12 protein-coding genes are annotated in these 13664 nt (G+C 65.7%); all 12 read right to left on the bottom strand.

Going from position 1 to position 13664, the window contains the following annotated elements:
• Positions 1 to 17 precede the first annotated feature (17 nt).
• Entirely contained in the window at positions 18 to 1109 is a 1092-nt protein-coding gene (locus ACI0FO_RS26495) for a hypothetical protein (protein ID WP_416031620.1), read from the bottom strand.
• Positions 1106 to 2836 carry an ATPase, T2SS/T4P/T4SS family gene (locus ACI0FO_RS26490; RefSeq protein ID WP_416031619.1) on the bottom strand — a complete coding sequence of 577 codons (1731 nt, stop codon included), beginning with the start codon at positions 2834 to 2836 and terminating at the stop codon, positions 1106 to 1108. Before ACI0FO_RS26490 ends, ACI0FO_RS26495 begins: the two co-directional genes overlap by 4 nt.
• Positions 2833 to 3333 carry a hypothetical protein gene (locus ACI0FO_RS26485; RefSeq protein ID WP_416031618.1) on the bottom strand — a complete coding sequence of 167 codons (501 nt, stop codon included), beginning with the start codon at positions 3331 to 3333 and terminating at the stop codon, positions 2833 to 2835. The genes ACI0FO_RS26490 and ACI0FO_RS26485 overlap by 4 nt, the downstream gene beginning before the upstream one ends.
• Complete coding sequence (locus ACI0FO_RS26480; protein ID WP_416031617.1) at positions 3320 to 4639, bottom strand: hypothetical protein; 1320 nt, start codon at positions 4637 to 4639, stop codon at positions 3320 to 3322. Before ACI0FO_RS26480 ends, ACI0FO_RS26485 begins: the two co-directional genes overlap by 14 nt.
• Before the next feature lie 9 nt (positions 4640 to 4648).
• The gene (locus ACI0FO_RS26475; RefSeq protein WP_416031616.1) at positions 4649 to 6238 is read right to left on the bottom strand and encodes a hypothetical protein; all 1590 of its coding nucleotides are present in this window, start codon (positions 6236 to 6238) and stop codon (positions 4649 to 4651) included.
• Positions 6235 to 7074, bottom strand: coding sequence for a TcpQ domain-containing protein (locus ACI0FO_RS26470; RefSeq protein WP_416031615.1), 840 nt, complete (start codon positions 7072 to 7074; stop codon positions 6235 to 6237). Before ACI0FO_RS26470 ends, ACI0FO_RS26475 begins: the two co-directional genes overlap by 4 nt.
• A 216-nt stretch (positions 7075 to 7290) precedes the next feature.
• Entirely contained in the window at positions 7291 to 8631 is a 1341-nt protein-coding gene (locus tag ACI0FO_RS26465) for an extracellular solute-binding protein (protein WP_416031614.1), read from the bottom strand.
• Positions 8632 to 8635: 4 nt separating this feature from the next.
• Entirely contained in the window at positions 8636 to 9892 is a 1257-nt protein-coding gene (locus tag ACI0FO_RS26460) for a D-amino acid dehydrogenase (RefSeq protein WP_416031613.1), read from the bottom strand.
• Positions 9893 to 10070: 178 nt separating this feature from the next.
• Positions 10071 to 11117 (bottom strand): CDP-6-deoxy-delta-3,4-glucoseen reductase, encoded by a 1047-nt coding sequence (locus tag ACI0FO_RS26455; RefSeq protein ID WP_416031612.1) that lies wholly within the window; start codon positions 11115 to 11117, stop codon positions 10071 to 10073.
• Positions 11118 to 11187: 70 nt separating this feature from the next.
• On the bottom strand, positions 11188 to 11556 hold the full coding sequence (panD, locus tag ACI0FO_RS26450) for an aspartate 1-decarboxylase (RefSeq protein ID WP_050446262.1): 369 nt from the start codon (positions 11554 to 11556) through the stop codon (positions 11188 to 11190).
• 143 nt (positions 11557 to 11699) lie between these two features.
• Entirely contained in the window at positions 11700 to 12572 is an 873-nt protein-coding gene (locus ACI0FO_RS26445; protein ID WP_416031611.1) for an MOSC domain-containing protein, read from the bottom strand.
• Positions 12573 to 12719: 147 nt separating this feature from the next.
• Positions 12720 to 13646, bottom strand: coding sequence for an ectoine hydroxylase (thpD, locus tag ACI0FO_RS26440; RefSeq protein ID WP_416031610.1), 927 nt, complete (start codon positions 13644 to 13646; stop codon positions 12720 to 12722).
• Positions 13647 to 13664 lie beyond the last annotated feature (18 nt).

The raw sequence follows: 13664 nt of genomic DNA, 5'->3' as shown, positions 1-13664 counted from the left end.
GGCGGCGCGCGGCAACGTTATTGGCTTGCATAAAAATTGGTGAGCGCACGTCGCAGTTCGTCGATGACGGCGTAATGCCAAAGCGTGACGCCCAATACGGTCGCCAGCGATGCAATCAGCAGCGCCCAGCGCAGCGCGGCCGCCTGCCGCCGCACCCTTGCCAGCAACCGCGATTCGACGCGCTCGCGGACCCGCGCCAGACCGATCTCCAACCCCAACGCATCGGTCATGTCGGCCATGTACCACCACGTTTCGTCATCCAGCAGCCCTGTGCTGAATATCTCGGGGCCGATCGCGCCGCCGTCGAGACGGCCCAACATGGATTGGAGGTGCGCGTGCATCCACGGGCGCGCATGCCGCGCCTGCACCGCCAGCGCGTGACGCAAGCGGGTATCGGCAGCGCCATGCTGCCGAACCAGCACTGAAAGCAGGCAGAGGAAGCGGATTGCCTGAAAATCGCGATACAACCGCCATAGCAGCCAGCGGTCGAGTCCGGCACGGAACGGCCCCGTCATGTTAGGCAGCGACCATAAGCTCAGCAGCGCGATACCGACGCCAACCACCAGCCACAGCAGCAGCCATTGCCGCAGCACCTGAGCCAGGGCGAACAGCCCGCGAGTCAGGCGCCCGTAGTCTTCCGCAGGCACCATCTGGAAGACCTGCTGCAGACGCGGCACGCTGAAGAACGGGATGGCGCCCAACAGGGCAAGGGCCACCGCTGTCGCCGCCACGCCGGCCGCCGCCGCCGACACCACGGCCATCCAGGCCTCCCCACCCAGCCGCACCGCGCGGGCCAAGTCGCGCAACGCCTCGGCAAGGTCGCCGCCCTCTTCCTGGACGCAGGTCAGCAGCAGGCATTCTTCGGAGGGCAGCGTGCCGGACCACGCGACGCCGAGGTCTCCGCCCGCTTCCGGATACGCGCCCGCCCAGTAATGCGACAGGCGTCCGCGCACCGTGCGCAGCCCATAACGGCGCGCATCGTCGGCGAAAATATCACGCAGATTTTTGCGGCCCTGCGTCCCTTCGACCAGATCCGCCAGATACTCGTAGTAGTCCGCGCGCCCAGACCGGAAGCGCAGCCCATCAAGGCGCGGGAAATGGCGGATCATGCGCCCCCCCGCATCCCGATGCCGGTGCGGGCGGGTGTCGCGCGCCAATCGTGCGGCGAGATCGCAAGGTCGAATCGGCGCAGCAAGGCCCTGGGATCGACTTGCCCGGCATTCACTTTATGCAAGGCGCAGTCCAGCGCCCGTATGCCACGGCCGGTCGCATCGCCTTGCCCTGCTTCGGCGTCCGCCGATTGCGCTCCCCGCGCCAGGGCGAGATTGTCGCGTAGGCGCACGCATTCCAGGAACCCCTGCACCCGGTCGGGTTCGATCAGTTCCGCCGCGACGCTGCGCCCCGCGATGCCATTGAGTTCCGGCAATTGAGGCCTGCGACACGCCTCGCACCCCGCCGTGTTCCTGACCTTGGCCGCCTGCGTTTCCAGCCGGTACGCCCGCTGCATCCGAAGGGCCCAGGCCTGCCAATCGGGCGCCGCATCCGGATGTGACGCGCGCCCCTGCCACAAGCTTTCCAGCGGCAATGCGCAGGCTGCGCATAAGCGAGGCAGGAGCGTCTGATAGACCAGCAGCTTCAGAATGCCCGGTGTCGCGAGAAAATCGCGCGACACACCTATCGCATCCGACGCCAGACGTTCGGGAATCAGGGCCGCGGAACCCGCGTGTGTGGTGGCATACAGGCTGACGCCCGACCCGGCAAGGTCCATGAAGGCGCGGCCGGTGTCGACATCCCGGATTTCACCGATCAGCAGATCGTTCATTGCCGAGCGTTTGATGGTCTTGAGCTTGGCATCAAACGCGGGCCACGCGGATTCGGCCAGCGCGCTGCCCAGCGTATTCTGCAAGGCGTTGGCAATGACGTACTCGACCGGATCCTCCAGCGTGATGACCTTGCGGGTGGCGGCAATGCCGCGCATCAACGTCGCAATGGTGGTGGACTTTCCCGATCCGACGACGCCCGCCAGCACGATGGCGCCCCCTTCGCGCTCACGGGCGCGCAGCAGGGTCTGGATCTGGGCGGGCAGATACCCCAACGCGTGCAAGTCGCCATCGGCCGTGGCATCCAGGCGCAGGATGCGCAGGCAGACCGACGGCCCCACGTCGGTGGCCAGCGATGCCCACCGCAGCACCAGCGGCGCGGCGTCCACCGTCAGCGCGATGCGCCCCTGTTGTTCCAGCGCCGGATCAAACACCGCGCCATTACCGCCGCGCACATCCATCCATGCCACCGCCAGCACCTCCAGCAATGTCGCGTTGGACAGGCCTGAAAACCGCTCGGTAGTGACGTATTCCCCGTTGATGGTGTAGCGGATGTCGCAGGCCTCGTGGCGCCGGTTCACGTTGATGTGCACATCGCTTGCGCCTTGCGACACGCCCCACCGCACGATGTCCAGGAAAAGCGCGGCAAGGGCGGACGCACGTTCGGCCTGCCTGCCGCCGCGCGGCGCGCCGCCCGCCGTCAATTGCCCGCGCGAGACCATCAGCAGCAAGGGCGCCGGCAGCGCGTAGCGGGACGGCTGCGCCAAGCGGTATCCTCCCGCGCGGACGAGGCGTTCGACCTCGTCGATGGCATCGCCCTGGAGGTATTCCTTCACGGCGAAGATGACGGCATCGCCGCTATCCAACAGCACGGGACATAGCCGGCCGGCCAACGAGGCCAGATCGAATTCCCGGCTTAATGCTCGGGAAAAGGCCGGAGCCAGCGCGAAGATGTCGTCGGCGGAATGCAGTTCGCGCGGCAGCGATGCCGGCGCGGGCGTCCGGACGCGATTCATGGCGTGGCCCTTTCCGCGCTTAAGCACGCGGTGTGGATCTTGGCGTCCCTGCGCAAACGCACGCAAGCGCCTTCGATGGCTAGCAATTGGTAGCCGGCAGCGGTTGCCGAAACGCCCCCCGCGACGGGCGCCGCGCGGCCCGCCTGATAGCGCAGCATGGCGCCATTGACGACCACGTCGGCGATCAGGCGCCGGGCGACCCCGAAAATCGCGGCCACGCGGATGTCGTCCGGCGGCGGGATGATGGCGTCCGTCGACGCGATAGACGACGGGCCGGATTGGCAAATGCCCGGCATCCGGCAATCGGCCAGGGCAGCGGCGGCATCGGCGCGCAGCAACGTGCGCACCGTCTCTACCTCGGGCCACGCCTGCACTTCGTCGGGCGATGGCGAATCATGCGCCGGCGTCACGGACGCCGATGCAATGCCCGCAGCCAACACCCACGCGATGCCTGCGGAGAACGCCGTGCGTCCCGGTGCGAACCTATTCTTGCTCATACAGTTCTCCATGCAATTCGGCGACCAGCGTGCTGGCGGCCAGGCTGGGTTGGGGTTGCGGCTGCACATCCAGCGTCAGGCGCGACCAGCGCACTGCGGGAAGGACGCCGGGCAATAGCGCGAAGGAACGCAATGGCCCGGCCAGGCGCAGGGCCCGGCGCCGGACAGTCGGCCGGGCAACCACGGACGACGCAGCGGGTTGCGCCACCGGCGACGTATGCAGCGGCACGGCCACGGCCGGATCCAACGCAACCGAAACAAACGCCGGCTGCAACCGCTGCAGCGTGGCGACCAGCTCGGTATCCACCCGCAGCGCGGTTGGCAGCGTCAAACGGGCCAGGGGCACGTCATCGGTTGCGACGCGCCAAGACAGCGCGGCAGAGTCCAGAGGTTTGAACGCCACTTTCCACCCTTCGGGCAACCGTGCATACAGCAACTGGTTCGTTGCGAACGGATGCGCCCGCGCATAGCGGGCTGAACAATTCCACCCCCTTGGGCCGGCATCGCACTGCGCATGGCGTAACGCCCACCCCTGCACCTGAATCGGGAGCTTTCCCAGCGCGCGCAACAAACCGAAAAGAGCGGCGGGCGCATGCGCAGGCGTGCCTTCCAGCATCGCCAGATAGGGATCCAACCGGTCTGGTGCTTCCTGGGCAGGGGCTTCCGGCGTGTATGGAAAGACTTGCGACGACAGGCCATGCCATAGCGGCCGCGCGGCGGCGGACAGTCCCACGCATATCAGGAACAGGCGCAGGGCAAGCGGCATGGCGGCCCAACGGGACGGCAGCACGCTCAAGCGCGCGCCCGACTCGACGGCGTTCGACAACGCCGCCCATACCGAATCGGCGTCATGCTCGACCAAGGCGGCGCGCTGTTCCCGCAAGCGCGCCAGCGCATGCAGCGCTTCGCTGTGCGAATCGAACAGCTTGTCCGCCTGCGACAACACCGAACCCTCTTGCGCCGCGACCAGCCAATAGCGCCCGTCCGGAAGCGGGATCAGGCACAGGCCGCCCTCCGGATACAACAGGGCATAAAGCTGCGCGGCAGCCTGGATATGGGGCGCACTGCGCCGGCGCGACGCGGTCGCATGCGGGCCTCGGCGCCAACTCGAACGCAGCCGGCCATAGCCCGCCACGGTGGCCAGCGACCCGCCGACGACGACATGGGTCGCTCGCAACCGCCGCCCCCGGGCGCGAGCCAATCCGGACACGTCGGAGCCAATCAGCACCAGCCAGCGCAGCCCGAACGCCAGCTTGCGATCGGCACCCGCGCAGTCGAGTAGAAGAAGATGGGGAGCTCGGTTCATCACGAGGCCTCAGTACCCTTCTTCGACCTGCGCCGTGACTAGCACCAGCGTGGTCTCGCGTTCCTGGGCGGCGCTGTCCTGCCCGCCCGTGACCAGCGGCAGGCCTGGCGCCAGGCGCTGGCGATCGTGCTCATCCTGGCTGCGATCAAAGCCGGACAGGATGACAGGCTGGCCAGGCCGCAATTCGATCTGCTGGACCGTGCCGTTGCCGTCGATCGTGATCTGCTGGACTTGTACCTGATTGCCGCGCTCTCCGAAGGTAATGGTCTTCAGCGGCTGCGCAACCGCATTGTCATAGGCAACGGACAAGAGGATTTGCCCATCTTCCTGGATATCCGGCAACAGCGTCAGGAAGGAGCCCACGGTTTCTTCCTTCTGGCTGATGGATACCGCAGGCAACGACCCGTTCGCCCCACCCGCTGTCGTGCCCGGAACGGCGGTGCTCTGCACCCGATCGATATACGAGAACGTGGTGCGGATCGCATGGGTGACCGGGCGGCGGTTCAAGGTCAGGACTGGCACTTTGCGATGCCGCACGATCGCGCCCATCGTGCTTAGCGCCGAGACGACCGCGCGCGACCCGTCGAACGGCCCCTGGCTAACGCCAGCTTCGAGCAGGCCGGCCCCGATCGACGCCGTCCCGGGGAAAGCCACGCGCGCCGAGGTGCTTGCCGCCGCGTAAAGCGCGTTCCAGTCCATGCCGCCGGACGCCGATTGCCTGACGATGACGGTAATTTCTTCGAAGACCAGCCGCACGCGGCGCGTCAACACCTTGTTTTCGCGCTCTAGATAGTGCGCAACGCGCTCCAGCGCCTCGGGCGTGTCGGTGACCACCAGCGACGATGCGCCATCCACCGCGTCCGCCACCAGGCCCGACCGAGTCAGGAACGGGACGATGCTGGCGCGCAGAACGGCCAACGCGTTGTGCTCCTTCGCGGACAGGGTGGTGTTGGACGTGCTTTCGAAGCCCTCTCCCTCCGCGCTACCCGACCGGCCCAACCGGACATCGACCGTGCTGGCAAGCGACAGCGCCCGCACGTCGAACACCCGCGTTTCGGTGCGATAGAACTCAAGCGCGTCGCGCACGTAGCGCCAATGCACTGAAAACCGGGCGGCCAGCGCATCCAGGAGATCCGCCAGCGGCAAGGGCCCGTCGCGCACTTCGAAACGGACGGCGGATGGCGCCGATAGCCCGGTATCCACGGCAAGGCGCGGCAGAAACTGCTCAAGGGGAAGCAAGGCGTCGGGACGCACCCGAACCGGAATGCCGGTGGCGGCGCCCAGGCGCTGGGCCATCGCGGGCAGGTCGGCCTCGTCGGCGAGCATCAGCGTCGTCGGCACGTTCTCGCGCAGCGCGGGGGGCAGCGACACGGCACGTGCCAGCGGCTGCGGTTTGCCGGCGATCCATGGCGCGGCGACGTCTTGCGCCGCGATGCGCGCCTGTCGGTCCGACAACCCTTCGGCAAAAGCCTGATGGCGATTCGCCAGCACGGCTTGCCGTTCGTTCGCCATGCGGTTCAGGTTCGCCGCCTGCTGCGATGCCGCGCAACCGCCCAGCACCCCGCACGCCACCATGCTCATCACGCGTTTGATCGTCATGCTCCGCCTCCTTGCGGCGATGCCGTGCGCGAACAAGACTGGGCAAGCGGCACGACGCGCAGCACCTGGTTGCCGTAGAAGCACGGCTGCAACGGCTTTTCGGCCAGTTCGGTCGCGGCTAGCAGGCCGCGGACGGCGGACTTGAAGTCGCCCGGAAAGTCCGCGGACGCGGACAACGGAATATCCACATCCACCGCCCAATGCTGCGGTTGAAATGTCCAACCGGATCCGTCCGCCCACCGCGCCAGCACTGCGCGCAACGTGGCGTCCGGCGGCGCGGCCCGATACGTTTCAACCGGCGCGGCGGGCAGCGGCAGCGGTGCACGGGGCTGCGCCGGGGCGGCGACACTGGCCGGGCCTTCGGACGTCAAGCGCCCGCTCACCGTCAACGGCCCGCCGGCCGCCAGCGCCCCGACGCCGGGTGCCGCCAGCGGCATCGATTGCGTCGAGACGTCCGCGATGCGGGCCATGTCGTCCCCGCGTTCTGCCCTTGCCGCCAAACGCCCGCCACGAAAGCGCAACACTCCCCACTCACCCTTGACCACCACATACGGATCGCGGCGCACATAGGGCAAGGCATGTTCGCCATCGCCGCGCACGCCAAACACCGCGGGCAATGCCTGCCCGGGCGCGAATTGCAGCCAGACTTCCCGGCCGTTATCGAACACCTGCATAGGCGCCACAGCGGGGTCCCCCGATAGGCGCCAGTCAAACCGGAAGCCGCCGGCGGCAGGCTCGGCCGCCTGCCACGAAGCGCCGGGGCCGCCTTTTGCCGGCCAGCTTGTGCAAGCGCCCAGGCCGGACAAGCTTGCCACCAGGAAGAGAATTCGAACCATGCCTCACCGCGAGCAAAGGGCGCACCGGAAGCGGCACGCATGAACGGCATGGTGGACGAGGGGTCGGCGCGCCGCCAGACTGGCATGTACGCATGGATGCTTTGATCCGCCTCTCTCGACGGCGCGATCAGCGGACGAAAAAAAACCCGGTCCTGGGACCGGGTTCTTGCGGGCGGAACCGGCGGGCGTCAGCGCCGCCGGTTCAGGCCTGGAAGATCAACGTTGCGCGGCGATGCTGCGTGCTTGCGACGCGGCGTTGTTCAGCGCCGATACGGGCGGCACCTTGCCTTCGAAGGCATCGTTCAGTTGCTGGTTCAGCACGGGCTCGATGCGGTTGTAGTTCGCCATGCGGAAGCCGCGGCTATTGCTGGCGGGACGCGAGCTCATCGAAGCAATCACGGCTTGCGCGCCCGGGATGCTCTTGTAGAACGACACGTCCGAGGCGCGGAACGCCGCTTCGGTAAGCGGCAGGAAACCGGTGCGCTGGTGCCATTCTGCGGCGACGACGGGTTTGGACAGCCAGGCCAGGAATTGCGCGGTTGCCTTCTCTTCGGCTTGCGGACGGCCCTCAAGCGCCCACAGGGCAGAACCGCTGACGAACGGCTGGCCAGCGGCCTTGGTGGCTTGATCGTAGTAAGGCACCGGCGCGACGCCGAACGACAGCGACTTGGTGGTCAGGAATGTGCCGAAGGCGCCGGAATTGGCGGTCAGCACGGCGCACTCGCCCTTGGCGAACAGCTTGTCGGCCGAAGCGTCGCCGGTATGCGCCATGAACAGCAACGAACGCTTCCAGCTGACCATCAAGGAGATGTGGCGCATGTAGAGCGTGTCGAACTGCATCGCAGGCGCCGCGCTCTTCTTGGTGATGGCGTCCAGTCCGTTGTTATTGCTGGTGAACTGCTGGCCGTTGATCGGCGCCAGGTTCTCCAGGTGGACGGTGACCTGATCGCTGGAGGCGTAAGGGCAATCGATATCCGCCACGTCGCGCAGCTTCAGCAGTTCGGCCTGCAAGCCGTTCCAGGTGCGCGCCGGATTGTTGGGATCAAGACCGGCCTTCTTGTAGGCCGCGGTGTTATAGAACATCACGGGCACTTCGGCCATCCAGGGGAAGGCCAACAGGCGGCCTTTACCGTCGCGCGTGAAGCTGCTGGTAGCCGGCACGAACCAGTTCAGGTCCTTGATCGGGTACTTGGCCAGCAATTCGTACATCGGCAGGATGGCCTTGTGCTGCGCCACGACTTCAGGCGAATGGTTATCCGTCAGCTGGACCAGATTGGGCGCCTTTTTCGCCTTGACCGCCGTGACGGCCTCTTGCTCAAGCGCGTCCTGCGAGGCGAACCCGCGCAGCTTGACGCTGACCTGATCCTGCTCTTTGTTGTACTGCTTGGCCAATTTTTCGAACTCGGCCTTGTTCGCGTCCGACAGCGTATGCCAGACCTGGATTTCAACTGGAGCGGCATTCGCCACCCCCGCCATTGCCATGGCGGCGCCAAATACCCATGCACGCCGGCTGGCGAACATCGCGCGGGCAACGCCCGCCAATTGCAGATTCTTCATAGGTTCATAGACCAAGAAAAGGGAATTCCGGTTCCGGCCGCCGTCCGCTAAGCAGATCGGCCAGTGCCCGGCCCGAGCCAACACCCATCGTCCAGCCGAGCGTACCGTGTCCCGTATTGATATACAAATTAGGGATACGGCTACGACCGATGATGGGCACATTCGAAGGAGTGGACGGGCGCAAGCCCGACCAATAACTGACGCGTCCGAAATCGAGCGCGTCGGGAAAGAGTTCTTGCGCCAGACGGGTCAGGGCTTCGCAGCGGCTGGTGTTCAGGCCCCGGGAGTACCCCGAGAGCTCTGCGGTGCCAGCCATGCGCAGCCGGTCGCCCAGGCGCGAGAACACAATTTTGTGGCTGCTGTCCGTCAGGCTGACCGTGGGCGCGGCATCGGGCTTCAGCACCGGGAACGTCGCGGAATAGCCCTTGGCCGGATAGACGTTGCAGGGGATGCCCAGCGGACGCAGCATATTCGGGCTGAAGCTGCCCATGGCGACGACATAGGCGTCGGCCGCGACCGAGCCGTATTGGCCATCAGGTTCAATGATTTCAACGCCCTGCACGGTACCGCCCTGCGTCAACAGGCGCGTGGCCCGCGTGCTGTAGCGGAATTCCACGCCAGCGCGGGCGCAACGTTCGGCTAGCGCGACCGTGAACAGATGCACGTCGCCGCTTTCGTCTTCGGGGGTGTAGTCGCCCCCCACAATCGTTTGCCGGTGCGGCGCCAAGGCCGGTTCGATAGCGATGACCTCGTCGGCCGTGACCACCCGGCGTTCGACGCCGAAATCGCGCATCAACCCGGCGGCGCGCTGGGAGTTTTCGAATTCGTGCGGGTCCCGGTAGAAATTCAGGATGCCGCGTTCGAGGTGATCGTATTCAATGCCTAGTTCGGCACGCATGCCGCGCAGGGTGGCGCGGCTGTATTCCGCCATGCGGACCATGGCGCGGATGTTGGGCGCCAGGCGGCTGGGCAGGCATTCGCGCAGGAACGACAAGCCCCACATCCATTGCCGCCAATCCAGCTGCGGGCGGAACAGCAGCGGCGCGTCGTCCTGGAACATCCATTTGAGCAGCTTGAACGGAGCCTGCGGATTGGCCCAGGGTTCGGCATACGACACGGAGATCTGCGCGCCATTGGCCAGGCTGGTTTCTTGCGCGGGACCGGTGCAGCGATCAATGACCACGACGTCATGGCCGGCCTGGCTTAGCCACCAGGCGCTGGAGATTCCGATAATGCCGCTACCCAATACCGCTACTTTCATGCCCGCATTGCTCCTTGCGTGCCAAATCGGTCCGCGGACCCGATGTCCGCCCCCCCTGGCAAGCCGCTGCCAAGGCAGTTTACCCCGCCGATTTGGCTTCGCCTATGTCTAAAAAAGGGGCGGAAGTCACGAAGCTTTTCCGCTTGTGAATTCCGCCCCCATGCCTGTGCCGTTCCGCTTACGACGCGGCTTTCGCCAGGTCGGCTTCGGACGTGAACGCGTCCGCGTAGAACTCTTCCGGCGGCAGGCCATTCTGCGTGCTGAACTCGCGCCGGGCGGCATCCACCATCAGGGGCGTGCCGCAGGCGTAGACCTGGTGGCCGGACAGATCGGCGATATCCTGCATGACGGCCTCGTGGACGAAACCGGTGCGGCCCGTCCATTCGTCTTCCTGCAGCGCATTGGACACGACCGGAACATAGGCGAAACCCGGCAGCTGGCTCGACCAGGACTGCGCCAGTGCGTCCATGTACAGGTCGCGCGGACGGCGGCCGCCCCAGTACAGGGTGACGGGGCGCTTGATGTTCTTGTGAATCATGTGTTCCACGATGGCCTTCACCGGCGCGAAACCCGTGCCGCTGGCCAGCAGGACGATCGGCTTGTCGCTGTCTTCGCGCAGGAAGAACGAACCGAACGGCCCTTCCAGGCGAAGGATCTCGCGCTCTTTCATCTGCGTGTCGCCGGCGCCAAAGACGTGGTCGGTGAACAGCCCGCCCGGCATGTGGCGAATATGCAGTTCCAGCGGGCTGCCGGTATGCGGCGCGCCGGCCATCGAATAGCTGCGGCGGCGGCCGTCCTTCAGAATGACTTCGATGTATTGCCCCGCGTAATAGCGGAACTGTTCCGAGGCGGGCAATTGCAGCTTGATGACGGTGACGTCGGGCGCCACGCGCTCAAGCGTCTGCACGCGCGACGGCAGCTTGCGAATCTGGATGTCGCTGGCCAGGCGGACCTCGGTGGATTCGACCACCATGTCCGACGCGGGACGGGCCTGGCAGAACAGCGTGTAGCCGTCCGCCAATTCCTCGGGCGACAGGATCTGGGCGGGATATTGCCCGGCGTCGAACTCACCGGACACCACTTTGCCCTTGCAGGTGGAGCACGCGCCGTTGCGACAGCTATAGGGCAGCACGATGCCGGCCGCCAAGGCGCCGTCGAGCACGGTCTGGCCGGGCTCGACCGGGAATTGATGCTTGCTGGGTTGGATGGTGACCTGGAAGCTCATGATGAAACGGTTCTAAGTTGACGCAGCGTCGTCCGGCTTGGCCGAGGGCGGCGCTGCGCCCGGCCCGGCGTCAGGCCGGGAACTTGCGGATTTCCTTGACGCGATTCGCGTCATCCACCAATACCACTTGCGGCTTGTGCGTGGCGGAATCCTCTTCGGACATGGGGCCGTAGGTGCAGATGATCAGCAAATCGCCGACCTGGGCCCGGCGCGCCGCGGCGCCGTTCAACGAAATGGCGCCGCTGCCGCGGGCCGCCTTGATAATGTAGGTGTCGAAACGTTCACCGTTGGTGACGTTGTAGAGTTCGATGCGTTCGAACTCGCGCATGCCGGCAGCGTCCAGCAGGTCTTCGTCGATGCCACAAGACCCTTCGTAGTGAAGGTCGGCTTCGGTGACCGTGACGCGGTGCAGCTTTGCCCGCAGCATGATGCGTTGCATGATAGAAATATCCTGGTTCGCGGCCCGGTCCGCGAAGCGTTGCTAAAGTGATGCCCGGCATCCGGTATTGCCGTTGGAACCGGGTATTCTATAATTTTTGCCGCCCACAGACGGCCCGCAGGCGGCCAGGCTGCCGCCGCAGCTTAGAAATCCAGTTCGATCTCGACTGCGTCGCCGACTTTCAGACGGGCGCCAGCCGGCGCGTCCAGAATGGCGTTTTGGCCGAATACCACCCCGATCTCCAAGTTCCGGTAACCCGCCAGCGTGCGGCCGGGCTCGTCGTGCTGCAACGCCGTGCGCTGGTCGATATCGGGGATCGAACACCGGGTACACGGCTTGACGAATGCCATCCGGACGCCGGCCGCCGTGATCATGGCGGTATGGTCTTCCTCGAAGGCTTCCCATTCGCCCTCGACCACGATATTGGGCCGGAAACGGTCCATCGGCACGGGCGCCACGCCCTTGACCTGCAAGCGGGCGTTCAGGTCGTCAAGCGACGCCTGATTGGCGATCAGCAACGGGAAACCGTCGGCGAAACCGAAGTGATGCTCGCCGGTGAACGCCTCCGCCAGATCGGGATGCGCGTCGGCCCAGCGGGACACCCAGTCGGGCTTGGCGTTGCGCCGCGCGGCGGCATCCACCTTCAGCAAGCGGCAAGGCGTCTTGAGGAAGTCCGAAAACCATTGCCCGACAGCAGCGCTTTCACGCCTGGCGGAAATGGTGTCGCTCCAGACCGCCACGGTGTCCGCCCCCGGCTCAAGGCCGGACTCGTCAAACGGCACATCCAGATCCGGCATGCCGGGCGCGGACAGACGCAGCGCGTCGGCCGTGAGCGCCGTGCGGATCAACGCCATCGCGGGCCATTGGCGCTGGGTCATGAACTGGCCGTCGTCCCCGACCAGCATCCAGCGGCGGTCGTTCGCCAATCCGGCACGATCGATGGGGGACTCCGTCAGGTCGATGCCTGCGCAGGATTTGATGGGGTAGATATGCAAGCTGAGGATACGGGCGGACATGGCGGCGGAAGGTCGGCGAAAGTCGGCGAAAGGGTCCGCGAGAGAATAGCAGACAGCGCGGCCATTTCCCTCGCGGCACGCTTCCCGGCGCCGGCATGAAAAAACCCGGGCCAGGCCCGGGTTTGGAAGGCGCCGCCAGCAGGTCGGCTAGCCGCCCACCAGCTTCAAGGTATCCAGCGGCGTCACCGCCTTGAACCCCTTGCGCGTCGCGATGTGTTCGGGACGCGGCGTCAGCCCGTACTTGGGCGGATTCAAGGTGTTTTCCATGCTGTTGTAGACCATGAACACGTTGGCGCGCGGCCACGGCGAGATATTGCTGTTCGAGCCGTGCATCGTATTGCAGTCGAAGAACACCACCGAACCGGCCTTCGCCGTCATCGAGCGGATGCCGCCTTGCTCGACCAACAGTTGCAGGCTGACCGGATCCGGCACGCCGTATTCCTGCTTTTTCAGCGATTGTTTGTAGTGCTCGTTCGGGGTCTCGCCCACGCACGAAATGAACTGCCGGTGCGAACCGGGCACCAGCATCAGCGGGCCGTTGCATTCATTGTTGTCAGTCAAAAGCACCGAGCAACTGAGCGCGCGCATCGACGGCATGCCGTCTTCGACATGCCAGGTCTCGAAATCGGAGTGCCAGTAGAACTCCTTGCCCTTGAAGCCCGGCTTCATATTGGCGCGCGACTGGTGGATGTAGACCTCGGACCCGAGGATCTGGCGCGCCACATTGACCAGCCGGGGGTCGCGCACCAGGCGCGACAGCACGGGGTTCAGCACGTGCACCATGAAGATGGAGCGCACGGCGTTGCTACCGGGCTCGGTGATGGATTCTTCGCGGCGGACGATCGACGGGTCGCGCGTCATGCGCTCGACCTCGGTCGACAAGGCGCGGACCTCGGCTTCCGTGAACAGATTTTCCAGCAAGAGAAAACCGTCGCGTTCGTACTGTCCGACTTGCTCGCCGGACAACGCGCTGGCGTACTTGCCGTCGTCATAGACCACCGGGTCCTGACGGGCGATGATGGCGGAACTTCGATCCGTACGTGAGGCGTACGGATCCTGTGCAGGTGAGATCATGCGAACCTCCTTTGTCTG

Source organism: Achromobacter marplatensis, from assembly GCF_049060505.1.
Classification (GTDB): Bacteria; Pseudomonadota; Gammaproteobacteria; order Burkholderiales; family Burkholderiaceae_B; genus Achromobacter; species Achromobacter marplatensis_A.
Note: the sequence above shows the minus strand (reverse complement) of the source record. Positions and strands in the feature narration are given on the sequence as shown.

Coding starts and splice junctions, on each gene's coding strand:
- ACI0FO_RS26465 (WP_416031614.1), bottom strand. CDS start 8,631: ATGAAGAATCTGCAATTGGCGGGCGTTGCCCGCGCGATGTTCGCCAGC.
- ACI0FO_RS26455 (WP_416031612.1), bottom strand. CDS start 11,117: ATGAGCTTCCAGGTCACCATCCAACCCAGCAAGCATCAATTCCCGGTC.
- ACI0FO_RS26460 (WP_416031613.1), bottom strand. CDS start 9,892: ATGAAAGTAGCGGTATTGGGTAGCGGCATTATCGGAATCTCCAGCGCC.
- thpD (WP_416031610.1), bottom strand. CDS start 13,646: ATGATCTCACCTGCACAGGATCCGTACGCCTCACGTACGGATCGAAGT.
- panD (WP_050446262.1), bottom strand. CDS start 11,556: ATGCAACGCATCATGCTGCGGGCAAAGCTGCACCGCGTCACGGTCACC.
- ACI0FO_RS26485 (WP_416031618.1), bottom strand. CDS start 3,333: ATGAGCAAGAATAGGTTCGCACCGGGACGCACGGCGTTCTCCGCAGGC.
- ACI0FO_RS26445 (WP_416031611.1), bottom strand. CDS start 12,572: ATGTCCGCCCGTATCCTCAGCTTGCATATCTACCCCATCAAATCCTGC.
- ACI0FO_RS26470 (WP_416031615.1), bottom strand. CDS start 7,074: ATGGTTCGAATTCTCTTCCTGGTGGCAAGCTTGTCCGGCCTGGGCGCT.
- ACI0FO_RS26480 (WP_416031617.1), bottom strand. CDS start 4,639: ATGAACCGAGCTCCCCATCTTCTTCTACTCGACTGCGCGGGTGCCGAT.
- ACI0FO_RS26490 (WP_416031619.1), bottom strand. CDS start 2,836: ATGAATCGCGTCCGGACGCCCGCGCCGGCATCGCTGCCGCGCGAACTG.
- ACI0FO_RS26495 (WP_416031620.1), bottom strand. CDS start 1,109: ATGATCCGCCATTTCCCGCGCCTTGATGGGCTGCGCTTCCGGTCTGGG.
- ACI0FO_RS26475 (WP_416031616.1), bottom strand. CDS start 6,238: ATGACGATCAAACGCGTGATGAGCATGGTGGCGTGCGGGGTGCTGGGC.